This window comes from Bifidobacterium sp. ESL0820 (assembly GCF_052606235.1).
In genome coordinates this window covers 1,031,728-1,055,598 of record NZ_CP199594.1, presented here as the reverse complement: position 1 = coordinate 1,055,598, position 23,871 = coordinate 1,031,728, and the positions used below count along the sequence as shown (strand labels likewise).

At 58.8% G+C, this 23,871-nt stretch carries 18 protein-coding genes; 11 read left to right on the top strand and 7 right to left on the bottom strand.

All coding sequences use genetic code 11. From position 1 onward, the window contains the following. Positions 1-223: 223 nt before the first annotated feature. The 6 genes from pepN to ACUIAH_RS04290 all read left to right on the top strand — a co-directional run bounded on the left by pepN (position 224) and on the right by ACUIAH_RS04290 (position 8,755). On the top strand, positions 224-2,839 hold the full coding sequence (gene pepN / locus ACUIAH_RS04315) for an aminopeptidase N (RefSeq protein ID WP_445341513.1): 2,616 nt from the start codon (positions 224-226) through the stop codon (positions 2,837-2,839). Between the two features lie 98 nt (positions 2,840-2,937). Next, the gene (glmM, locus tag ACUIAH_RS04310) at positions 2,938-4,314 is read left to right on the top strand and encodes a phosphoglucosamine mutase (RefSeq protein WP_445341512.1); all 1,377 of its coding nucleotides are present in this window, start codon (positions 2,938-2,940) and stop codon (positions 4,312-4,314) included. A 49-nt stretch (positions 4,315-4,363) separates the two neighbouring features. After that, a complete protein-coding gene (locus tag ACUIAH_RS04305; RefSeq protein WP_445341511.1) occupies positions 4,364-5,017 on the top strand; it encodes a peptide deformylase in 654 nt (217 codons plus the stop codon). A 502-nt stretch (positions 5,018-5,519) separates the two neighbouring features. Further along, positions 5,520-6,392: a carbohydrate ABC transporter permease gene (locus ACUIAH_RS04300; RefSeq protein WP_445341551.1), complete on the top strand. Its 873-nt coding sequence runs from the start codon at positions 5,520-5,522 to the stop codon at positions 6,390-6,392. After that, positions 6,389-7,366, top strand: a complete 978-nt coding sequence (locus ACUIAH_RS04295; protein WP_445341510.1) for a carbohydrate ABC transporter permease — start codon at positions 6,389-6,391, stop codon at positions 7,364-7,366. Before ACUIAH_RS04300 ends, ACUIAH_RS04295 begins: the two co-directional genes overlap by 4 nt. Positions 7,367-7,435: 69 nt before the next feature. Continuing rightward, positions 7,436-8,755, top strand: coding sequence for an ABC transporter substrate-binding protein (locus tag ACUIAH_RS04290; protein ID WP_445341509.1), 1,320 nt, complete (start codon positions 7,436-7,438; stop codon positions 8,753-8,755). A gap of 252 nt (positions 8,756-9,007) precedes the next feature. Here ACUIAH_RS04290 and ACUIAH_RS04285 read toward each other — a convergent pair whose 3' ends face one another. Beyond that, positions 9,008-10,108, bottom strand: a complete 1,101-nt coding sequence (locus ACUIAH_RS04285) for a LacI family DNA-binding transcriptional regulator (protein ID WP_445341508.1) — start codon at positions 10,106-10,108, stop codon at positions 9,008-9,010. 187 nt (positions 10,109-10,295) lie between these two features. Beyond that, positions 10,296-11,000, bottom strand: coding sequence for an SOS response-associated peptidase (locus ACUIAH_RS04280; protein ID WP_445341507.1), 705 nt, complete (start codon positions 10,998-11,000; stop codon positions 10,296-10,298). Between the two features lie 224 nt (positions 11,001-11,224). Here ACUIAH_RS04280 and ACUIAH_RS04275 point away from each other — a divergent pair, with 224 nt between their 5' ends. Then, the gene (locus tag ACUIAH_RS04275; protein ID WP_052692715.1) at positions 11,225-12,343 is read left to right on the top strand and encodes a zinc-binding dehydrogenase; all 1,119 of its coding nucleotides are present in this window, start codon (positions 11,225-11,227) and stop codon (positions 12,341-12,343) included. A 114-nt stretch (positions 12,344-12,457) separates the two neighbouring features. On the opposite strand, the gene ACUIAH_RS04270 is transcribed toward ACUIAH_RS04275, so the two are convergent. The 3 genes from ACUIAH_RS04270 to ACUIAH_RS04260 form a co-directional block, all read right to left on the bottom strand. Then, complete coding sequence (locus tag ACUIAH_RS04270; protein ID WP_445341550.1) at positions 12,458-13,588, bottom strand: glycerate kinase; 1,131 nt, start codon at positions 13,586-13,588, stop codon at positions 12,458-12,460. Between the two features lie 81 nt (positions 13,589-13,669). Beyond that, entirely contained in the window at positions 13,670-13,837 is a 168-nt protein-coding gene (locus ACUIAH_RS04265; protein ID WP_445341506.1) for a hypothetical protein, read from the bottom strand. A gap of 32 nt (positions 13,838-13,869) precedes the next feature. Then, positions 13,870-14,607 (bottom strand): DUF4391 domain-containing protein, encoded by a 738-nt coding sequence (locus ACUIAH_RS04260; RefSeq protein WP_445341505.1) that lies wholly within the window; start codon positions 14,605-14,607, stop codon positions 13,870-13,872. Between the two features lie 150 nt (positions 14,608-14,757). On the opposite strand from ACUIAH_RS04260, the gene ACUIAH_RS04255 reads away from it, so the two are divergent. Both ACUIAH_RS04255 and ACUIAH_RS04250 read left to right on the top strand, forming a co-directional pair. Continuing rightward, positions 14,758-15,792: an alpha/beta hydrolase gene (locus ACUIAH_RS04255; protein ID WP_445341504.1), complete on the top strand. Its 1,035-nt coding sequence runs from the start codon at positions 14,758-14,760 to the stop codon at positions 15,790-15,792. 113 nt (positions 15,793-15,905) lie between these two features. Continuing rightward, positions 15,906-16,109 (top strand): hypothetical protein, encoded by a 204-nt coding sequence (locus tag ACUIAH_RS04250; protein WP_024627492.1) that lies wholly within the window; start codon positions 15,906-15,908, stop codon positions 16,107-16,109. A 75-nt stretch (positions 16,110-16,184) separates the two neighbouring features. Here the strand turns inward: ACUIAH_RS04250 and ACUIAH_RS04245 are convergent, their stop codons facing one another. Then, positions 16,185-17,555: a sugar porter family MFS transporter gene (locus ACUIAH_RS04245; protein WP_445341503.1), complete on the bottom strand. Its 1,371-nt coding sequence runs from the start codon at positions 17,553-17,555 to the stop codon at positions 16,185-16,187. A 320-nt stretch (positions 17,556-17,875) separates the two neighbouring features. On the opposite strand from ACUIAH_RS04245, the gene ACUIAH_RS04240 reads away from it, so the two are divergent. Beyond that, complete coding sequence (locus tag ACUIAH_RS04240) at positions 17,876-18,832, top strand: nucleoside hydrolase (protein WP_306221824.1); 957 nt, start codon at positions 17,876-17,878, stop codon at positions 18,830-18,832. Positions 18,833-18,883: 51 nt separating this feature from the next. After that, positions 18,884-20,272 carry an MFS transporter gene (locus ACUIAH_RS04235; RefSeq protein ID WP_024627495.1) on the top strand — a complete coding sequence of 463 codons (1,389 nt, stop codon included), beginning with the start codon at positions 18,884-18,886 and terminating at the stop codon, positions 20,270-20,272. 199 nt (positions 20,273-20,471) lie between these two features. Here ACUIAH_RS04235 and ACUIAH_RS04230 read toward each other — a convergent pair whose 3' ends face one another. Further along, positions 20,472-23,771, bottom strand: a complete 3,300-nt coding sequence (locus tag ACUIAH_RS04230) for an RCC1 domain-containing protein (RefSeq protein WP_445341502.1) — start codon at positions 23,769-23,771, stop codon at positions 20,472-20,474. Positions 23,772-23,871 lie beyond the last annotated feature (100 nt).

Below are 23,871 nucleotides of genomic sequence, written 5' to 3'. Positions count from 1 at the left end.
GGGTTAGTCCTATGCTTCTCCTGGAGTATGTGGCTTTGTATGGGCTTACAGCGTCAATTCATGACGATGCGGAGCAGGTAGCCCTGTTTCTGATGCGCTGATTCCTGCTCGGCATGGTTGGCTAAACTTGTTCTACATGAGCAGTGATTGGCTCGGAGGAGCCTCGGCCCCCTTGTCGGTCCATACGCCTAGCGGCACCAACCGCATAAAAGGAAAGGAACCTATGCCTGGAGCAAATTTGACTCGTGTGGAAGCCGAAGAGCGAGCCGTCGTCGTATCCAATGTCAGCTACAAGGTCAATCTGGACCTGACCAAGGGGCCTGCCACCTTCCCCTCCACAGCCCTGATCGACTTCGATGCCCGGCCGGAGGAGTCCACCTTTGTGGACCTGATCGCCGACCAGGTCAGTCTGATCGAGCTCAACGGCCAGCGTCTGGACCCGGCCCTGGCCTTCCGGGATGACCGGATTGAGCTTAACGACCTGCGCGAGCACAACCAGCTGCGGGTGGAGGCCCTTTGCCGTTATTCGCGGACAGGCGAGGGTCTGCATCGCAGCGTGGACCCCTCGGATGGCAACGTCTACCTCTACTCCCAGTTCGAGGTGCCCGACGCCCGCCGGGTCTACGCGGTCTTCGACCAGCCGGACATCAAGGCCGTCTTCGACTTCACCGTGGACGCCCCGGCATCCTGGACGGTCCTGTCCAACATGCCTGCCGCCTCCCATCAGGATCTGGACAGCCGCACCGCTGAGGGAACCCTGGAGGGCGGCCGCACCGAGGGCGTGACCCGCTGGGTCTTCCAGACCACCCCGGTCATGAGCTCCTACCTGACCGCTTTCGCCGCCGGGCCCTATGCCCAGTGGACCAGCGAGTATCAGAACGAGGATGGGCGGACCATCCCCATGGGCCTTTACTGCCGCCAGGCGCTGAAGGACTCCCTTGACGGGGATGCCGAGTACCTCTTCGATGTGACCAAGAAGGGCTTCGCCTTCTACGCCAAGACCTGGGACCTGCCCTTCCCCTGGGCCAAGTACGACCAGATCTTCGTGCCCGAATACAACGCGGGCGCCATGGAGAACATCGGCCTGGTCACCTTCCGCGACTCCTACGTCTTCGAGTCCAAGGCCACCGGTGCCCAGATCAACCGCCGCGTGGAGACCGTCCTGCACGAGCTGGCCCACATGTGGTTCGGCGACCTGGTGACCATGAAGTGGTGGAACGACCTATGGCTGAACGAGTCCTTCGCCGAGTTCATGTCAACCCTGGCCACCGCCGAGGCCACCGAGTGGACCGACGACTGGGCCACCTTCTGCTCCGGCGAGAAGAGCTGGGCCCTGACCGAGGATCAGCTGCCTACCACCCACCCCGTGGTGGCCCCCATCCGCGACCTGCACGACACCGAGGTCAACTTCGACGGCATCACCTATGCCAAGGGCGGTTCCGTCTTGAAGCAGCTGGTCGCCTATGTGGGCCGTGAGCGCTTCTTCCAGGGCATCCACAACTATCTGACGGCCCATGCCCACGGCAATGCCACCTTGAAGGATCTGCTGACCGAGCTGGAGAAGACCAGCGGCCGCGACCTGGGCAACTGGTCCCGGCTCTGGCTTGAGGAGGCCGGCATCACTACGCTGACCAGCCAGGTGCAGACCGATGGGCAGGGGACCATCACCGCCATGCGGATCGACCAGACCGCCCCCGAGGAGCACCCGGTCCTGCGTCCGCATCGCCTGGCTGTGGGCTTCTATGACGAGGGCCAGTCCGGCAAGGTGGTGCGTACAGACCGGTTCGAGCTGGATCTGGACGGCCAGGGAGCCGAGGTGCCCCAGGCTGTGGGCAGGAAGCGTCCGGCCCTGATCCTGATCAACGACGACGACTTGACCTATGCCAAGCTGCGTCTGGATCAGGATTCCCTGGAGTATGCCACGCAGAACCTGTACCGGATCGAGGACCGCCTGGCCCGTGCCGTGGTCTGGCTCAGCCTGTGGGACATGACCCGGGATGCGCGGTTCCCTGCTGAGCGTTTCATCAGCCTGAGCCTGAAGGCCCTGGCCACCGAGCACCAGTCCACCACCTTCCGCTACGCCCTGTCGCAGATTTCCACGGCCGCCCACCACTTCACCGCCTCCCGTCGTCGTCAGCCCATGCTGCAGCTGGTGGCCGGCACCCTCTGGGACCTGGCCATGAAGGCCCAGCCCGGTTCGGACGAGCAGTTCCAGCTGGTCCGCGCCTACCTGGGTTACGGGGACGACGCCGACTTCGAGGATCACGCCCGCGGTCTGCTGAGCGGCGACCTGAAGCTGGAGGGGCTGACCATCGACAACAACACCCGCTGGCTGATCATCCACGCCCTGTCCGCCCATGACCTGCTGGCTGACGGCGAGATCGACCGGGAGCTGGCCGCTCGAGACACCACGGAGAACCGCGAGTTCGCCATGGGCGCCCGGGCCGCCCGCCCGACGGCTGGGGCCAAGGCCTGGGCCTGGGATCAGGCCCTGCACAACGAGGATCTGACCAACTCGCAGATCGAGGCCCTGGCCGACGGCTTCTCCGGCTCGGGGGACCAGGAGCTCTTCGCACCCTACGTGGATCGCTTCTTCGCAGCCGTGGACGAGGTCTGGGCCCAGAAGACCTTCCACATCGCGGAGACCCTGCTCAACCCCCTGTCGGCAGGCGGGCTCTACCCGACCAAGGCCGACCCGGCCGCCCTGGTCAAGGCGGGCGACGCCTGGCTGGCCGACCACGCCGAAGCCCCCAAGGCCTTGCGCGGGATGATCATCCAGAACACGGAGTCCTCCAGGCGCATCCTCAAGGTCCGCGAATACAACGAGCGTCTGCGCTGAGCGACCTGCCCGCCCCCGATCCGAGTGGCGACGGGTCAGGGGCGGGGCCATAATGAATCTGTCGCCTGTATGCAGAATGGTAGGTTCGGAGGAGAGCAATGCCCAGATTATTCGGTACCGATGGTGTACGCGGTTTAGCCAATAGAGACCTGACTGCACAGCTGGCCCTGGATCTGGGCGATGCAGCGGTCCGTGTCCTAGGTCGTGGCGCGGATCGGTCCGCGGGCCGCCGACGGGCCCTGATTGGCCGCGACACCCGGGTCTCCGGGGACTTTCTGGCATCGGCCTTGGCTGCCGGCATGTCATCGGGCGGCTTCGACGTGATTGATGTGGGCATCATCCCCACTCCGGGCATCGCCTACCTGACCAGCGTGCTCAACGTGGAGATGGGGGCGGTCATCTCCGCCTCCCACAACCCCATGCCCGACAACGGCATCAAGTTCTTCGCCCGGGGCGGGTTCAAGCTCCAGGATTCCAAGGAGGACGACATCGAAGCGGTCCTGGGCCAGGACTGGGAGCGCCCGGTGGGCGAGGGCGTGGGCCGCGTCTCCCATGACACAGTGACCGCCACCAATATGTACATCGACCACCTTGTTGAAGCAGTTGCCCCTGTCGCCCCCGACAAAACCGAGACCAAGCCCTTGGACGGTCTGCGGATCGTGGCCGACTGCGCCAACGGAGCCACCTCGGTGGTCGCTCCCGAGGCCCTGCGCCGGGCCGGGGCGGACGTGGTGGTCATCAACGCCTCGCCTGACGGCTACAACATCAATAAGCACGCCGGATCCACCCACCCCGAGCAGCTGCAGGCCATGGTCCAGGCCTCAGACGCGGTCATGGGCGTGGCCTTCGACGGGGATGCCGACCGCTGTCTGGCCGTGGACGAAGAGGGACACATGGTCAACGGCGATCAGATCATGGGCATCCTGGCCCGTGCCAAGCAGCGTGAGGGCAAGCTGGCCAACGACACCCTGGTGGTCACCGTCATGAGCAACCTGGGGCTCAAGCTGGCCCTGAAGCAGATGGGCATCGTCACCGTCCAGACGGCTGTGGGCGACCGCTACGTCCTTGAAGAGATGCTGCGCGGGGGTTACACCCTGGGCGGCGAGCAGTCCGGGCACGTCATCAACCGGGAGTTCGCCACCACCGGCGACGGGACCCTGACAGCCCTGACTCTGGCCAAGGAGGTCGTGCGCTCGGGCAAGAGCCTCAAGGAGCTGGCCGCCGACTTCCCCCAGCTGCCCCAGCAGCTGATCAACGTGTCCGGTGTGGACAAGAACGCGGCCCGCACCAACGCCAAGGTCCAGGATGCGGTCGAGGCGGAGGAGCGGATGCTGGGCAGCACCGGCCGGGTCCTGCTGCGGCCCTCGGGCACCGAACCCCTGGTCAGGGTCATGGTCGAGGCGGCCACCCAGGAGCAGGCCGACCAGGTATGCCAGCGGCTGGCGTCGGTCGTGGCCGACGAGCTGGCCATCTAAAGCTCAGCAGAGCCAATTGCTCGCCTGTCTGGAAACCAGGAAGGACACCATGTTCGAAAGAAACGCCAGAATAGACACTTCCCTCAACCGTCAGGTCGATACTATGCTCTCTAGCGCTGGGAGACAGGGAACCCTACCCATTGTCCAGATGGGAGAGCCAGTGCTACGTCAGAAGACGCAAGCCTATACTGGTCAACTCTCCAAAAGGACCTTGAACCGTTTGGTGAAGGCCATGCGCAGGACAATGCTAGATGCTCCCGGCGTGGGATTGGCCGCTCCCCAGATTGGTCTGAGCCTAGCCATTGCGGTGGTTGAAGACCACTTGCGTGATGACGAAGACGATCCTCGCGAGATTGCAGAACTACCTTTTAGGGCCATCATCAATCCCTCATATGAACCTATGGGTACTGCCAAGAAGGCCTTCTATGAGGGATGCCTTTCCCTGGAGGGGTACCAGGCTGTCCGCAGTCGTTGGCTTGACATCACCGCCAACTGGCAGGATGAGACTGGCAAGAAGCATCGGGAGGCCATGCACGGATGGCCGGCCCGAATTTTTCAACATGAGACCGACCATCTTTCGGGAGAAGTATATATAGACCGGGCCGAGATCCGCAGCCTCTCTTCAGACGATAACCTGAGCGAATACTGGGCTTTTGACCCGGTACCTGCAGAAGCAGCTAAGGAGTTGGGGTTTTCGTTTTAAATTTGCTGTTCGGAATAGACCTACTTGTCGGGACGATTGTACGAAAACTCTCACTACCTGCTTGATCCAGCCTATCTTTTGGGGTGTTTGGAGCTACCTCATCCTGTATCGAAACCCCGTGCCATATTGGGGAGCGATGTCCAACTTGGGTCAGGCAGGTAGACATTAAAAGTATATAGACATGCGAATGCAGTAAGTTATTTATTCAGAACGTTTCTCTTCCATGTAGTAAACGTCTAACGGTTTTACCAATAATAGTTCTTTGCAAAAACGATAATCTCATGTTATAACTATAACGTTATAGAAACTAGGACTGCGAAGTCTTCTTCGAATTAAGCGACTCATTCATTGTCATGATGAATAATCAGCTTTGACTTCTATAACGTTGTTGTGCTTACGACACCGTAAGTTTTCCTTCAAAGAGGAGGACGTGATGGATAGGGTCAGTACCTCACCGACGATTCCCAGGGGAGAAAGTAGCGAAGGCCACGTGACAAGAGAAATGAGTCACCGTAAGGATTGGCGCGGTTGGAAGTTCATGGGTCCATTCGCAATAATGTTTGTTCTGGTCTTCGTTATTCCCATCATCTATGCAATCTGGCTCTCGTTCTACCAGCAACGTCTGGTTGGCGGCAATTCATTTGTTGGTTTGGCAAACTACACACGCCTTTTCCGTGATGCTCAATTCTGGTCCTCTGTTCGTAGAGTCTGCGTATTCACTATCGTCCAGGTTCCCATCATGCTCTGTATGTCAGCTTTGATGGCCCTTGCCCTGGATTCCATGCGACTACATGGCACCAGGTTCTTCCGTATATCGACTTTCCTGCCTTATGCGGTTCCGGCTGTGGTTTCAGCACTGATCTGGGGTTTCATGTATGGGGCCAAATATGGCCTCGTAGGTACGTTCAATTCCTTTTTCGGGACCAGCATAGATGTACTACAGCCTTCGGTTCTTCTTGCCTCGATAGGCAATATCGTTACCTGGGAGTTTACGGGATACAACATGCTGATTTTCTACTCCTCCTTATCCACGATTCCCCACTCTCTTTATGAGGCTGCGGCTATTGATGGAGCTTCGGAGTGGAAAATAGTACGAAATATTAAGATGCCCGAGTTACGCGGTTCGCTTGCGATCACTGTGATTTTCAGTATCATCGGGTCCTTCCAGCTGTTCAATGAACCAAGTGTTATGAAAAGTATGGTGCCGGAGAATTCGATTACTTCATATTTCACCCCAAACATGTATGCGTATAATCTGAGTTTTTCAGGGAATCAAAGTAACTATGCAGCAGCCTTGGCTATTGTGATGGCTGCTGTAACTATGGCCATCGCATACGTGGTTCAGCTGAACAGCATGAAGGAGCAGATGCGATGAGTAGGTATATCACCTTGATCAAAAATGCCAGATTGGTCAAGCGACGTGAACAGCTACGTCAGCGCAGAATTGCCAAGGATGAACGAGCTGAGCGGAAAAGAGCTGCGACTAAAGGGTTTTACAATCCTTCCAATCCCCGCCGGTCCATGTGGATGACGCTAGTCTGCGGTATCTTTGCTATCTACTGTCTATTTCCCTTTGTTTATTTGATTATCAACGCCACCAAGACTCAGTCTGACTTCACTGGTACGTTTGGTCTGGGCTTAGGACACTCATTCGCTTTGTGGGACAACATCCGAACTGTCTTCACTTATCAGGACGGTATCTTCGGAAGATGGTTTCTTAACACTCTTTTGTACGTCGTCATCGGTGCTGGCGGAGCCACAATATTTGCTGTAATGGGCGGTTACGCTTTGGCTAAGTTCCGGTTCCCAGGCCGTCGGGCAGTATTCGCTGTGATTATTGGCTCAATCAGCGTGCCCGGTATAGCACTTGCTGTGCCTCAGTTCCTTCTTTTTGCCAAACTTGGGTTGACTAATACCCCTTGGTCCATGATCATTCCCAGTCTGATTAGCCCGTTCGGACTCTACTTGATGTGGGTTTTTTCGGAACAAGCTGTACCCTCTGAGCTTTTGGAAGCAGCGAGAGTGGATGGTGCTTCTGAATGGCGTACGTTCCGGCAGATTAGCCTGCCGCTTCTTGCACCCGGTGTTGTGACTTGTTCGCTTTTTACGATTGTCGCCACTTGGAATAACTACTTCCTACCTCTGATCATGCTCAAAGATGCACAATGGTATCCGCTGACCATCGGCCTCAACCAATGGAAAGATCAGGCGAGCACAGCCGGAGGTCAGGCTATCCAGAACCTGGTTATCACAGGAAGCTTGATCACGATCATACCTTTAATTGTTGCTTTCCTGATCTTGCAACGTTATTGGCAGTCAGGCTTGGCTGCAGGTGCAGTCAAAGAGTAATAAACAGACGACATGGTTTCGCAATTTAAGCGTTTCTAGAGAATTAAATAACAAGAAGGAGATAACAAAATGGTTTCAATGAAGAAATTATTGACTGGATGTATCGCGGGTGCAATGCTTCTGTCGATATCAGCTTGCGGGTCTGGAAGCGGTCACTCCAGCAGCGCGGGAGGTAAGGGCGACAAAGTTGTCCTAAATGTCTGGGCCTGGGATCCAAACTATACGGGTGCTGTCAAACTCTTTGAGCAGAAGAATCCTTCTATTAAGGTCAAGATAACGAATGTAGGCACCAGCAACAAAGAATACCAAGCTCTGAGCAATGCCATCTCCGCGGGTTCAGGAGCTCCGGATGTAGCCCAGATTGAATACGCTGCAGTTCCTCAGTTTGCCATGCAAGGCTCACTGAAAAAACTTTCTGGCTATGGAGCCAACTCCTACAAGGACTTTTACACTAAGGGTGCTTGGAACTCAGTTAATGTGAATGGTGATATTTATGCTTTGCCTGTCGATACAGGTCCTATGGCACTTTTTTATAATAAGGACATCTTCGATAGGGCGGGTGTGACTGAAGCTCCTAAGACTTTGGAGCAATATTATGAAGCAGCTAAGAAGATTCATGCGCTTGGCAGTGACTATTACATCATCAATGATACGGGTGGATTTGCTCCTTTAGTGAATTTGATGTGGGCCGTAGGAAGCCATCCCTTTACTGTCAAAGGCAAAACAATTGGTATTAATTTTGATAATAACCCCAAACTAGACAGACTTCTTGATATCTGGCAGAAAATGCTCGATGAAGGATTGCTCGATACTAAGTCCGTGGAATGGTCAGATGAGTGGAATCATAGTTTGAATAATGGGCACATCGCCTCGCTTTTGTGCGGGGCGTGGATGAGTTCGATGTTGGATGATTCCGCTCCTGATGCTAAGGGACAGTGGCGCGTCGCCCCCATGCCAATGCTTGATGAAGGACATCCTTCAAACGGTGAAGATGGTGGCTCATCGCTTGCCATCCTTGATTCAAGCAAGCAGGCTGATGCAGCTTACAAATTCATAGATTTTGTTTCTCATAACTCGGCTGGCATCAAAGCACGCGTTGAGAAGGGACAGTTTCCTGCAGATAAAAGGACTCTGCAGAGCAAAGATTTTGAAGAGCGTTCTGATCCTTATTTTGGTGACCAAAAGATAAACGAAGTGCTTGCTAAGGCGCCCGATACCGTGGATACCAAATGGCAATTTTTGCCCTATCACGTTTATGCGCAGACGACCAGCGGGGATGCAATAGGCAAGGCTGTTGCAGGTAATGTAACTCTAAAAGAGGCATTGAACAACTGGCGCAAAGGACTTTTGGAATATGGAAAGAATCAGGGATTTGAAGTTAAGGAATAATAAGTAAAATCGTCTCTACCTGGTGGGGGAGGCCTGTGCTGGAAGCCCCCCCCCCACCTGCTGGTTCAGCGGATAACTAGTGATTATCTCGCTGTTAGACGAGGACAAATCCAGGATGGCTGAACGGTTATTTATCCTCTTACTTATTCGAATCGGGGAGGGATTGCTATGCGAACCCCGATAACAAGTATTAGCTTTTTGGTTCCATGAAGGTGCATAAAATCGAATCATCACATTAGGCGACACTTTTGCTCAACAATCCCCGCATCTTTGTGATGGTCGGCGAATTCTAGTCGATTCACGCTCTATGAGATTGAAACTGGAGGTGAATGTGTTCGCGGGCTCTTGATTTCCGTTGATTCTACTCACTAGAGCATCAACTGTAAGCTGAGCAAATTGTTCTATATGAAAGTTGATGGTAGTCAGCGGAGGAGCTGAGATCTCGCTTTCAGGAATGTTGTCGAAACCGCATATGCGGATCTGCTCAGGAATAGAGATACCATTACGGGCTAATGTGGAGACAACTCCCATAGCTACAGCATCATTGACACAGATAACAGCATCAGGTAGAACTCGGTTTCTAAGAAGATTATATGTCGCGGTAACTCCGTCGAAGCTGGTTATGTGCTTGGTGGGTATAATCAAATTCCAGGGAATTGCTTTTTTGTGCTGAAGATGGGCTAGCGCATACCCCTTCAAACGTAGGATGCTATTGCCGTCTGTTGCATTCACAATGGTACGCTCAAGTTGAGCTTCATCTGCCCCCGTTTTTTCACACAGGCTTTCGGGAGCCCCTATAAAGCCAATGCTTGAGCATCCTTGGTCGAACAGAGTGTTGGTTAGATATTGACAAGATTCCGTATTAGGCATAGCGATGATGTCATACATGCCAGCGGAGGAATAGTCACTGATCAGGACTAGAGGCACGTTTTGCTGAAAAAGAGGCGATTCGGAGTCAAAGGGCTCTTCAAAGAGGTAGGCCCAACCGTCCGCATTAATTCTAGGAATACTATCTGCGAAGTCTCTACGTCGACCAGTGGAGAAACCGAAAAGACTGCTTACCGTGGCGTATCCCCTCCGGTGGGCAGCCTCGTTGAAAGCGTTCACCAGGAATCCAATGAAAGGCTGGTCGAAATCTGGCATAGCTAAACCAAGCACCTTGGTTTTGCCTGTTTTCAGCGCCCTAGCCGAGCGATTCACCTGATAACCAAGCTCTTTGATTACTCTTTCGACCCGTGACTTAGTGCCTGGTCTCATCTGGTCATCGCGGTCATTGATGACGTTTGAGACGGTTTTAATGGATACGTTAGCCTTTTTGGCAACATCCCTTATGGTGATCCTCTTGGCTGGCATATTTTCTCCAACGTCTACCGAAAGTACGAACGCGGTATCCAACCGAAAGAAATCTGCTGGCCGGTTCTTTCCTCAGCTATATGTCTATATTACTGCGCTCATTGAATAATTTTATTAAGATGCTTGCGCTAGCTACTGAAAAAGGGCATAGATTCCTTTGCTGTAATCATCTCAATATGCCACTTTATTAATTGGCTCTCTTCACTCTCTGAACCTTTGTGACCTTCTGATCCAGAGCTATATCCTCAGTCAGTTCCGGTCCATCACCCTTCAGGGGTGCCACCGGGTGCATGGTCAGTGTCTCAGAGGCATGGCGGCCAGGCTCCACGGCTTTGGGCAGGATCTCCTGGCCTTCTATGCTCGGATTCAACCAGGAGTCCAGGTTTTCAGCAGTGATCAGCAGAGGCATCCGATCGTGCACCCGGGCGGCCTCAGGCGTGGCTTGTGTCGTCAGGATGGTGGCCGTCAGCAGCCAGGGTCGGCCAGGTCTGGCACGCCACCAGGAGTAGAGGCCGGCGATGCTCAGGGTGTGGCCGTCCGGAGCCTGGAAGTAGTAGGGCTGGTGGTCAGGTGTCCACTCGTAGTAGCCGCTGGCCGGAATGATGGCCCTCTGACTCCTGGCTGAGTCCGCGTAGGTCCGCTTGGTCAGGGCGCTCTCCACTCGGGCGTTGTGGGTGGGGTAGGCCATCTGATCGCTGTCCGACCAGGAGGGGACCAGGTTCCAGCGGGCCGTATGCAGGTGCCGCTGCCCATGTCGGTCCTGGGCCACCAGGGCGATGGCCGATCCGGGACTGATGTTCCATGAGGGCTTGGGCAGTCCCGGAGCCTGCCGGGCACCATAGTGCTCGGCCAGGCTGGAGTAGTCTAGGTCAGCCGCGAATCGTCCACACATGGTCCTCATTCTATGGGGGCTTGGAGCCAGCGTCGAGGAAACGCCGGAGGGCCTCTGCTAGGAAAGTTGCATGGTAGTTGAGGCCTTTCCCTGCTACCATAGAAGGTGGTCTGCAACAATGGCGTATGCATTGAAGACCACCGTGGCTGCAGTACAGTATTTAACGATATACATTTGTCCTGTCGGATGGAACCGGCAGGAACATGGTTATTAGGAGATGGCTTATGCCTCAGAAGATCAAGGCGTCGATTGCTTACGGTATCGGCAAGGGATTCGCCCAGCCCGAGGAGGTCGTCATTGACGATCCCATCGGCGCGGAGGTCCTGGTGGACGTGCAGGCCTCGGGTCTGTGCCATTCGGATCTGCATCTGGTCGAGGATGACGACAAGTTCTTCCCATTCCCGGCTGTGATCGGCCATGAGATCTCGGGCATCGTCGAGGCTGTGGGCCCCGAGGTGTCCGGCATCAAGGTTGGCGACCACGTGGTGGCCTCCTTGGAGCAGGTCTGCGGACACTGCGCCAACTGCCTCAAGGGCCAGCCTCAGTCCTGCACCCAGCAGCAGGAGTGCGTGCGTGGCGCGGATGAAAAGCCCCGTCTGTCCTTCCCCGACGGCCGGCCCATCACCCAGGCTTTCGGCGTCGGCGGCTTCGCCGAGAAGGCACTGGTCCACGAGAACCAGCTGGCCGTGGTCAACAACCAGGTCAAGTGGGATGAGGCAGCCTGCATCGGCTGCGCCACCATCACCGGAGCAGGAGCGGCCATCAACACCGCCCATGTGCGCCCCGGCGATACCGTGGCCGTGATCGGCACCGGCGGCATCGGTCTGAACATCATCTCGGGAGCCCGGATTTGCGGCGCCAAGCGGATCATCGCCATCGACCTGCTGGACAACAAGCTGGAGTTCGCCCGTAAGTTCGGTGCCACCGACGTCATCAACTCCAAGAACGAGGATCCCGTGGCCAAGGTGCGTGAGCTGACCAACGGCGGCGTGGACAAGGCCTTCGAGGCCATCGGTCTGCCCGTCACCATGAAGCAGGCCTGGGACATACTGGGCGTGGGCGGCACCGCTTACCCGATCGGCCTGGCCAAGCCGGATGCCACAATCTCTCTGGAGATCAACCCGGCCGACCTGCTGGTTCATCAGCGCGGCTTCAAGGGTGTGTGGATGGGCTCCACCAACATCAAGCACGACATCCCCATGTATGCCGACTTCGCTGTGGACGGGCGGCTGAACATGCATGACATCGTCAGCCAGCACATCAAGCTGAGCCAGATCGACGAGGCCTACAAGCAGCTGGTCAACGGCGAGGTCATCCGTTCGGTCATCACCGAATTCGACTGATCCTTTCCAACTTAACGGCATGACTGCTGAAGGTTATGCCGAACAGATTACAGGGGGCTCCGGGTGCGCAAGGTATCCGGAGCCCCTTTGTTGTTCTGCTGATCCGAGGCCGGATCAGGCCAGGAGCCTGCCGATGTTCTCGGCCACTGCGGCGAGATTGTCGGCGGCCTTGGCCATGGCATCCTCAAGGCTGACGGCCCCGGGGCTGATGCTGAAGATGGCGTCGATGCCCGCCTTGTAAAGCTCTTCGGTCCCGGAGCCCACGCTGCCCGCCAGGGCGATGACCTTGCAGCCGGGGGAGGACTCCTTGACGGCCTGGGCTGTGCCCATGGGGGTCTTGCCGAAACCGGTCTGGAAGTCGATGCCGCCCTCGCCGGTGAAGCAGAGGTCGGCGTCGCGGGCCAGCTCTTTAAGACGGGTGGTCTCCACGACAATATTGACGCCCGAGGCCATGACGGCCGGAGTGAAGGCCAGGAATCCTGCACCCAGACCTCCGGCGGCCCCTGCGCCCGGTTTGGTCTCCACTTCACGGTGCAGGTCCTTGCGGATGACGGCTGCATAATGGGCCAGGGCCGCATCCAGCGTGGCGACCATGGATGGGTCAGCCCCCTTTTGCGGCCCGAAGACGGCTGAGGCTCCTTCGGGGCCGGTCAAAGGATTGGTCACGTCCGAGGCCAAGCGAATGCGGGTGCTTGCCAGCCTGGGATCCAGCCCGGAGACATCGATCCGCTCCAGCCGGGCCAGTGCTGCTCCTCCCTGGGTCAGCTCACGTCCCTCGGCATCCAGGAGCCGGGCACCCAGGGCCTGGGCCATGCCGGCGCCGCCGTCGTTAGTGGCCGAGCCGCCCAGACCAACGATGATCTCCTGTGCGCCCTGGTCCAGGGCCTTGCTGATCAGCTCGCCTGTACCGTAGGTGGTGGTGATCATCGGGTCGCGGGTCTGTTCGTTGACGAACTGGATGCCGCTGGCCGCAGCCATCTCGATGGCGGCCGTATGTCCGTCGCCCAGGATGCCGTAACTGGCGGTGACGGTCTGGCCTAGGGGTCCGGTGACCTGGGTCTGGATCATATGGCCTTGGGTGGCATCGACCAGGGACTGGACCGTGCCCTCGCCGCCGTCTGCCATGGGCACAAGGACCATTTCGGCCTTGAGAGGGCTGCGTCTCAACCCGCGTTCGATGGCTTTTGCAGCCTTCTTGGCGGTCAGGCTGCCCTTGAAGGAGTCGGGTGCAATGATGATTTTCATGGTTGTGACCTTTCCTGACTCGTCGCTTCGGAAGACCAGATAGACCAGCATGGCCACCAGAGTCATAGTAAGGCCTACCCGCTATTCAAAGGGGGCCGCCCCCACCGTGCTTGCCCAGGTCAGGTTCATGGACTTGGTGAGGGAGCTGCTGCCCAGGATGACGCTTGTGGAAGTGGCGGCGACCATGAGGATTCCGGCGATGGGTGACAGCATGGGTTCGGGCACGACCATGGAGCAGATGAGGTTCACGATCCGCTTGGGCAGGTATGGACTAGGTCAGACTAGGCCTGGCTCGGCCCTGCGGCTTCCGCTGCCTGGTTATCGGCGGAAAGCTGCTTCAGCTCGGCGCGGACCTTCTGGAGCTTGGCGAAGGCTGTGTTGCGGTCCTGGGTGGTTTTGGCCCGGCTATGATCCCCGGTTAGCTTGGCCTCCTGGGCCTTGAGCAGTTCGATGCGCTCGCGGACGGCGAGTCGGCTGTCCAGATCTCTGCCGTCAGTCTGGTCCAGGGTCACCTGGGCGCACAGGCTGTCCCAGAGCTGGTCCATATCGTCGCCGACCAGGGTCAGACTGGTCTGATCGGCATGACGGGGCCTGCCCAAGTGGAGCGTATGCCTGGTCTCATGACCGGCCTTGGTCGGCAGGGCCCGGCGCACAGCCGGTGTGCAGACGAGTCCCTCTTCGCCCTGGTGAATGGTGATAAAGACCATGCCTGAGGAGCGCATGGCGGCGATGTGTTCCAGCACATCCTCCGGCACATCGGGGGTCTTCAGCCCGATGGCCATGACCAGCACCTCATGGCAGTGTGCGCCATCCTTTACAGGGATAGTCCCGGGCCGCAGCAGGGCCAGCATGACAATCTTGTCGACGCTGGTGGAGAAGTGCTGACGCAGCCGTGAGGAGACGGGCGGCCGCGTGGTGAAAGCGCGTATAGGCAGTTCGCCCTTGGCTGCTGGAATGGCGGTGGTGGGCGGCAGGCCCAGGGAGCGCGCGGATACGCCTTCGTAGCTTGCGATTGTCATCCTTGGCCTTTCTGTCGCTGTTTCCGTTATTCTACCGGCAGGAGTGCGACCAGGGGCAAGAGTGTCCGTCTGCCGGCAATGTATATTGGCTGTAAACCCAAAAGACCGGATGCGAGGAGCTGTGCGGGTTGGAGTGATGAGGACTGAATGATGAGCAAGGATGCAGAGACGACGGTAACCGACGAGGAACGTGAACTCCTGGAGGGCTGGACCGAGGTCGACGGGGACCTGGATGGTTGCAGTCCTGATATGGCCAAGACTGTTCTGGGCTCCCGGCTGACCTTCGGGCGCATGGATGCTCCCCGTTCCCGTCACTGGCAGGTGCCCGAGGGGGTGGACTGCTTCAACGACATCGCCTATATGGACGACGGCTTGCGCGCCCACAAGCTGGATCTTTACCTGCCTCATGATGCCCTGCTGCGCAACGGCAGGGTTACGCCGGTCTATATCGACATCCATGGCGGCGGGTTCATGTACGGCTACAAGGAGCTCAACCGGAATTTCTGCACCCACCTGGCCCAACGTGGCTTTGCGGTCTTCTCGCTCAACTACCGGCTGATCCCCAGCACGGACTTCATGGGCCAGCTGGGCGACGTGCTGACGGCCCTGACCTGGATAAAGAGCAACCTGGACGAGTATCCGGTCTCGCCCGACCGGATCTTTCTGACGGGTGACTCGGCCGGCGGCACCCTGGCGCTCTATATGCTGGCTGTGGAGTCCGATGACCAATTCGCGCAGAGGCTGGGGCTGAAGCCTGCCGGTCTGCGGCCTAGGGGAGCTGCTTTCGTCTCAGGCCTGCTCGATCTGACTCCTTACTTATCGGTGGATCTGGAAGACTTCCATCCAACCGGTTCGCCCACCGATGACCTGACAAGGGTCGCACCATCTTTCTTCAGGAGCTTCGTGCAGGCTGGGGGCGATCAGGTGGCAGACCTGACGACGATGGTCGACATGGTTCACCTGCCGCCGGTATTCCTGAACACCAGCGCCGACGACTTCCTGCAGGGCGACGCGCTCAAGATGGCCGAGATCCTGTGCAGGAAGGGCCGCGACTTCGAGCTGCACGACCTGAGACCCAACCGTCTGCAGACCCTGGGACACGTCTATCCGGTGGCCATGACCTGGCTGGAGGAGAGCCGACAGACTCTGGATCAGATTCACGATTTCTCCTACGACCTGATTTGAGCCCTTATGCGCGCCCGGTTCATCCGGTCGCTGGCTATGATGGGAGGAGAAAGGTGGGCATCGATGGCGCAAGGCCCCCGGTGTCTGCACCGCCGCTTACAGAGGAGTGATTCATGGACGAGAAGACCTTGGTAGAGAAGCTAGGCAACCTGGAGACCATCGACCAGCTGGTTGATCTGTCCAAGGAGATCGGCCAGCCGCTGTCGTACAACGACGCGGACCAGCTCTTCGGCAGGATTAACCAGTGCAAGAATGATGTCGCACAGCTGGGCGGCGACACCATCGCCAAGCTGGCCAAGAAGGCCTTCAACATCTGAGGCATCAGAATCTGAAGTGTCAGATTCCATAAGGGCGGGCCGGTATTCGGTTCCGCCCTCTTTTTATGACCGATTTCATGCCCGGGCCCGGGCCTCCTGCTCGATCTGGGCCAGGCTCTTGCCTCGGGTCTCAGGCACCATGATCCAGGCGAATACCAGGGCGCACACATTGATCAGGGCGAAGAGCAGGTAGGTGCCGGTGCCGCCCAGACGGGCCAGCAGGGTGGGGAAGACCAGGGAGAGCCCGAAGTTGGTCAGGTTCATGGCCACGTTGGCGTAGCCCATGCCGCGGCTCTTGATCTGCTGGGGGAAGATCTCGGACAGGAGCAGCCAGGTGACCGGGGCCACCAGGCCCTGGACGAAGACCACGTAGATCATCATCATGCCGATCATGATCCAAGCGGCCGTTCGTGACCCGCTGCCCGGGGCGCCGACGAACCGGTAGCAGACCCCGATAGCGGCCAGGAAGACGATGGTGCCTGCAAGTCCCGCAGCCAGAATGACGCGGCGGTCGAAGCGGTCGATCAGTCCCAGCCCTCCGATGGTGGCCGCTACGGCGGAGACCAGGATGACGGGCACGGTGGCCACCATGGACAGGGAGGGGTCGAAGCCCAGGGTGTCGGTGAAGATGGTCGGCGCGTAGTAGTTGACGATGTTCAGTCCGGTCAGCTGGTTGATCATGGCCACGCCGATACCCACGATCAGCACCCGCCGCAGCCAGGGGGCCTTGAAGCTGGGGGTCTTCGCGCTCGCCGGCTGCGACAGCTCCTGCATGGTCACCCGGGCCTCTGCCTGGTCGCGGGTGGACTGAAGGAAGGCTGCTGCCTGGTCCGGCTGGCCTCGGCGGATCAGGTGGGCCGGGCTGTCATGCAGGAAGCAGGCCAGCAGGGCCAGCAGGATGGCCGGCGGCACGAGGGCCCAGAGCATGGTCCGCCAGTCGGCACCCATCCGGTCCAGGATGGCGTTGACGCTGACCGCCAGCAGCTGCCAGACCACGATCATGACCGAGTTGACCGAAACCACCCGTCCGCGTTCCGCCGTGCCGACCATGTCGGCCAGGTAGATGGGCACGATGGTCGAGGTCATGCCGATGCCGGCTCCGATGATCAATCTGCCCAGTCCCAGCAAGGCCAGGCTGGGGGCCAGGGCGCTCAGTAGGGCTCCCGGGATGGCCAGCAGGGCCCCGGCCAGGATGATGTGCTTGGGGCCGAAGCGGTCGTTGAACTTGCCTGCCAGGTAGGATCCCAGCGCGGCGCCTATCAGCAGGGCCGAGGTGACCATGCCCTGTTCGCCGGCTGTCAGGTGTCCGCCCGAGCCGGAGCCCAGGTTCATGCCGATCAGCGCTCCGGAGATGACGGTCAATGTATAGCCGTAGAGGCCGCCTGCCAGTACGCCCAGGGCGGTCATCAGTTGCAGATTGCGCCGCCGTCCTTGGATTGCAGCCATGGGCTCCCCTTTCGCCGGATCATCCGGGCATAATTAAAGCAATCATATGCACCTGGGGGAGCGGTCCGTCGATCCGGCTCGCCATTATGGACCAGGGAATCGCCCGGAAAACCAGCTGTTGGATTCGCTATCTGGATTCGTCATCCGGGCCCTGGTCGCGGGCTAGATGAACATTTGAGGATATTGTCCACGACTTGCGCATGTCATGGGCAGCGAAACTGCTCAATTTCGCATATGATAAACAAGCATTCACCACAAGGACATCGTGGATGCATACGGCCATGGTTCCATACAGCCATGGCAATGAAAGGAAACATTGTATGCGCAAGCTGATTCTGGATCTGGACACTGGTGTCGACGACACTCTGGCTATCTCCTATGCCTTGGGCAGCCCCGAAGTTGAGCTGATTGGCATAACCGGCACCTATGGCAACGTGCTGCTGGAGCAGGGCATCCGCAACGATCTGGCCATCACCGACCTGCTGGGCCACCCCGAGGTCAAGGTCTACCCGGGCCTGCCCCACGCCTCCAAGGCGGACTCCTTCGAGGTGCTGCCCGTCTCCGCCTTCATCCACGGAGAGAACGGCATCGGCGACGTGGCCATCCCCGACTCGGACCGCAAGGCGGAGACGCAGTCGGCCGTGGACTTCATCATCGATGCGGTCAACACCTATGGCAAGGATCTGGTCTACGTGCCCACCGGCCCCATGACCAACATCGCCGCCGCCCTGGCCAAGGAGCCTGACATCGCCCAGCGCATCGGCTCCATCGTGCTCATGGGCGGGGCCCTGACCGTGCCGGGCAATGTGGACGCCTGGCAGGAGGCCAACATCTCCCAGGATCCGGACGCGGCCGACGTGCTCTTCCGCTCCGGCGCGCCCGTGACCATGGTCGGCCTGGACGTGACCCTGCAGACCCTGCTGACCTACAAGGAGACCGCCCGCTGGCGGGAGCTGGGCACCGCGGCAGGCAACTTCCTGGCTGACATGACCGACTTCTACATCAAGGCCTATGAGACCACCTCGCCCCACCTGGGCGGCTGCGGCCTGCACGATCCGCTGGCCGTGGGCGTGGCCGTGGATCCGACCCTGGTCACCACCCTGCCCATGAACATGAAGGTGGAGACCGAAGGCGCCACTCGCGGGCGCACCATCGGCGACGAGCAGCGGCTCAACGACCCGAACAAGACCATGCGCGTGGCCGTCGGCGTGGACGTGCCCCGCTTCCTGGACGAGTTCATGACCCGCATCACCAAGCTGGCCTCCCAGGCCGACTGAGGTCCGCCATCCCCGGCAAGTCCACGCAAGAGAAAGAGAATTGACGACATCATGTCCGAAAAGCAATCCACCGAGGATTCGACAGCCGTACGATCGCTGATCCTGCTGCTGATCACCTTCGTTCTGGGAACCCTGTGCCTGCAGGGCTTCAACCTGGTCTTCCAGCAGGTCGGCAAGGACGCCGGCGCTCCAGACCAGGCCTCGCTGATCACGGCCCTGCCCAGCATCGTCCTGGGCATCGTCTGCTTCATCTACGGGTCCCTGGGCGACTTCGTATCCCTGCGCAAGCTGGTCACCTTCGGCCTGTGCATACTGTTCGTCGGGTCCGTGTACGGATACGTGGCCAATACGATCATGGCTCCCAACATCTGGAATGTGATCGCGGCCCGGCTGCTGCAGACTGCCGGCGAGCAGGTGGCTGGCTCGGCCTACCTGGTCGTGGCCACCAAGTACCTCAAGCCCTCCCTGAAGGTGATCTTCTTCGGCATCTTCACGGCAGGCTACCAGGTGTCTGCAGCCATCGGCATCTTCGCCGCCGGTCTGCTCAGCTCCATAGCCTGGCAGTACCTCTTCCTGATTCCCGCGGTCACCATCGTCTTCCTGCCCATCCTGCTCAAGAGCCTGCCCACCGGCGGCGGCAACGGCGAGAAGGTGGACTGGCTGGGCTTCGTCATCTTCGGACTGGCCACGGCCCTGCTGACCCTCTTCTTCTCGTACACGGCCTGGTGGCTGCTGGCGGCCTCCGCTGTCTGCTACCTGATCTTCGCCGTGTACATCAGCCGGGCCAAGAGCCCCTTCATCACCCCGGACTTCTTCCGCAACAAGCGCTGGCTGATGGGCATCGGGCTGATCCTGATCTTCTACTTCATGAACTACTGCATGTCGCCCATCTTCAACGCCATCGGGCGTGACGTCTACAAGGTGTCGACCACCACGGTTTCCCTGCATGTGGTCTGGGCCTTCCTGGTGGCCGCCGTGCTGGGCACCACCTCGGGCGCCATTGTGGACAGGATCGGCCGCAAGCCTGCCATCATCATCGCCGCCTGCCTGATGATTCTGGGCTTCGCGGGGACGGCTCTGGTGGTCAACTCCGGCCTGCTGGCCTTGACGCTGACTGCCTGCGTCTACTATGCCGGGGTCGGCCTGATGTATTCGCCCATCGTCTCCACCGTGCTTGACACCCTGCCTCAGGACCAGTCGGGCCGCGGCGTGGGCATGAACGACCTGGTCATGAACGTGACCGGCTCCATTGGCATCGCCATCATCGGCGGCCTGATGGGCAAGCCCAGCCTGGAGGGCTTCAGCATCATGGGCGCAACCGGTCCGGCTGCCAACTACAGCAACCTGTTGCTGATCGGGGCTGCGGTGTCCCTGCTGGGTCTGGTCGTGTATTTGGCCTGCAAGAAGACCATCTACGCCACGACTGCTGACCAGCAGTAGGCCTGTTGCAGTCGACCGTCCGGGCGCGGCAAGAGGAGTTGCCTCCTCTGTTGCGCTTGGGCGGTCGACTGATATATGTGTGGTGGGGGCGCGGGAGGAGTGTCGGCTCACTTGGGGTTTGAGCCTAAAGTGGCACGTTCCTGCCTGCTCCCCCTTGATGGGCCGGGGGCGGGGGGATTGATACGCCGCCCGGCCGCTCTTACTCGTGCGAAGCGTGCAATAGTCGGTGTTGTTCCTTCCGGTGGCGGCGTGAGGCGAGGACCCCACCCATGCATACGGTCCCGGTGGCGAGGGCGAGCATGATACCCTCCCCACCAGCATGGGGGAGTGTGCCTGCAGGCAGGTAAGTGTATTGGAGCTTGTCGTAGGTCAGAGTACTTCCTGCGCCGCCCAGCGTGTAGTCAACGCTGACCGTGACCGTGCCCGGCAGGTGCTCAGGCGTGGTCACGGTGACGCTGTTACTTTTGCTGACATGGTTCAGATTCTCGGCGGGACTAGTATCAAACTTGGCTGCACTGATCACCGGCTGCAGGTGGAATGCCACCGGCACAGAAGTGCCGCTCCATCTTACCGGATCAGGATTGCCGAGTTCTCCACGCTGGTTGTCTCCCCATGCTTTCGACTTCCCATTTACGTCGATTGCCAGCGAATGTGCGCCTCCTGCGCTTACTTGCGTGGTGAGCAGCCAGGGGCCGGCCAAACTTGTGGATTGGGCGGCAGCGAACACTTTCACGGGTGAACGCTGATCGCTCATGGTGTTATTTCCGATCTGACCAAAGTTGTTTAATCCCCATGCCCAGGTGGTTCCGTCCTCGCCGACGGCCAGCGAGTGCTCTTCCCCGGCGCTTACTAGTACGGTTTTTAGTTGTGCGCTTGCGTCCTTGGTGTCAAGAATCACTTTTTGCGGCACTGGATTTTCGTTCCAGTTGCTGCTGCCATTGGTCTTTCCAGCGCCGAGCTCACCGTGATCGTTTCTTCCCCATGCCCATATATTTCCTTCCTTGTCAATGGCCAGCGAATGGGTGCCTCCGCCACTCACGAGTGAGGTCTTCAGCCCTTTGTTTGCGTCGGAGGGGCTAACTGGGTCGCGCACGTGCACAGGTACTGAATTCCTATTATAGTTGCTTTCGTTGTTGCCGAGCTGGCCATAGTTGTTCTCTCCCCATGCCCAGGTGGTTCCGTCCTCGCCGACGGCCAGCGAATGCCAGCTTCCGGCGCTTACTTGTATGGCTTTGAGTCCTTTGTTTGTATCGGTGGGGAAATTAGGATCGCACACACGCACAGGAATAGACGAATTATTGACGCTGCTGTTGTTGCCGAGCAAGCCAAAACCGTTGTCTCCCCATGCCCAGGTGGTTCCGTCCTCGCCGACGGCCAGCGAACTGTAGTATCCGGCGCTCACTTGTATGGCTTTGAGTCCTTTGTTCGTATCGGTGGGGAAGTTAGGATCGTGCACGCGTACAGGAACAGTTGAATAGTTGCCGCTGGTGTTGTAGCCGAGCTGATTAGCGTTATTATATCCCCAAGCGTACACGTATCCGTCGCTGCCCAGGGCCAGCGAATGCCAGCCTCCGGCATTGACCTGCACGTAGGTGAAATCCAAAGGTAGATCCTTATATATCTTGGAATCGGGCTTCTTCACCATCACCGGCGTAGTCCGTTGATCGGTTGTCCCGTCGCCGAGCTGGCCATATCGGTTGTTCCCCCAGGCGTAGGCGTTCCCGTCACTGCCCACTGCCAAAGAAAAGCAATATCCTTGATTGTTTTTTGAGGCACTGATCTGGTTGAATTTGATGCCACTGGTGTTGGCCGGTGGAGTGATGGTGGTGGTTTCCTTGCCTAGCTGGCTGCCCTTGTCGGGGTTGATTCTCCACGTGTTATCGGGGTCTTGGCGCGTCCATCTGGCGGTGAGTGTGAGGTTTTCTGTGACGGGCTTGCTGAAGTCGTAGGCGACCTGTCCGATGAACCATCCGTCGAACAGAAAGCTTTGGCGCGTCGGGTCGGGGGAGGGGCGCTTCACCCTGCCGTATGGGTTGGAGACCTGCTGCGGGTCCGGTGCTTTGCTCCCTGCGTCCGTGTCGAAGGTGACCTTATAGGTGGAGCCTGGCTCTGCGTCTCTGGTCAGTGTCTGGTCGACTGTGTACTTCAGGTTTTTGGTGAAGGGCTGGCCGTCCTGCCTACCGGTGATGAGGATGGTGGCTGGTCCGGGCTTGCGGGCGGGGATCTGCGCTTGCCAGGCGTCGCCGGTTTTGCCGAGCTTGAGCGGCTGGCCGTCCATGCTGGCTGATTCCAGGGTGAGCACCTGTGTGGTGCCGAGTCTGGCGGGCTTGCCGGGCCGGCCCTGCCCGTCCAGGCTCCAGGTGAGCATGTCGCCCTGCCTGCCGATAGCGGTGATCCTGCTGCCGGTTGCGGCGGCCTGCATGTACTGCTGATTCCCGTTTTCTGCGCGCACAGGGGTATTGTTGGGTTTCCAGGCCCAGACATGACCGTCCGTGTCCGTGATGACGGCCTGGCCGTCGTTGGCGGTGATCCGGCTGGTTTTCGTGTTTTTTGGCAGATCCACAGTTGCGATGGCGACAGTGCCATCTGGCAGGTACCAGGCCTGCCCGTCCACGTCCAGGAGGAGGAACCCGTGGTCGAGGGCTTGGGCTTGGACGATGCGCATATCAGGTTGCTGCTTAATGCGTGCGGTCTTGGCTTTCCCAGTGTTGCTCGTGTCCCATGTCCGGACTTGTCCGTCCGCGTCCATGATGAGAGCATGGCTATCGGAGGCGACAGCGGTGATGGCCTGCTCCTTTCCGGACAGGTTGAGCGACGCCTGTTCTAAGGGTTTCTGGTTCGTGTTCCGGCTGTCTTGGAAGGCGTGAATCCGGCCTTGCCGGTCCACTGCAAGGAGTCGGTCATCGCTCATGCTGATGCTGGCGAACTTGGTGTCCTGTCCGATGTCGAGGATTATGGGCGTTGATTGTTGGCTGTTCCAGGTGTAGATGCGCTGGTCGGATCCGAGTGCGGCCTGCCATCGGCTGCCGGCTGTGGCTTGCAGGTAGTGGAACCCGTCGGGGGCCTGGGCGGGGGAGGGAATCTGTTTGGGGGTGCTGTCTTGCGCCCAGGTGTAGATGCGGCCGTCGCCGGTCAGACCGACTGTCTGGTCTCCTGCGGCTTGGATGTCGGCAAATTGAGGTTCCTGAGTTTTAGGCTGACTGATGGTCAGCTGGGCTCCGGTGGCGGGCCCGTGCTCCGGGTTCAGCGTCCAGTCCGTGATATTGGTCCATTGAGCTTTCATGGTCATATCCTGGAGGATAGGAGTCTGGAAGTCGAAAGGCTCGCCGTCATATGTCCACCCATCGAACCGGAAGCCTGCACGTACAGGATTATGTCCCGGAGGGACGGCCAGAGTGCCGGTCTTTACGGTTACTTGGGTGGGTTTGCTGCCGCCGGCTGGGTCGAAGCGCACCGTGTGCGTAGTTTGAGTATCTGTTTTTTTGGCTGATTGAGCCAAAGAGGAATCTGCGCTGCCGGGTGTTCCCGTCGTCGATGACGGGGTGCCTGGACTAGGTGTTGCTGGGCTTAATGGTGTGGTGGTCTGTACTGGTGATGGT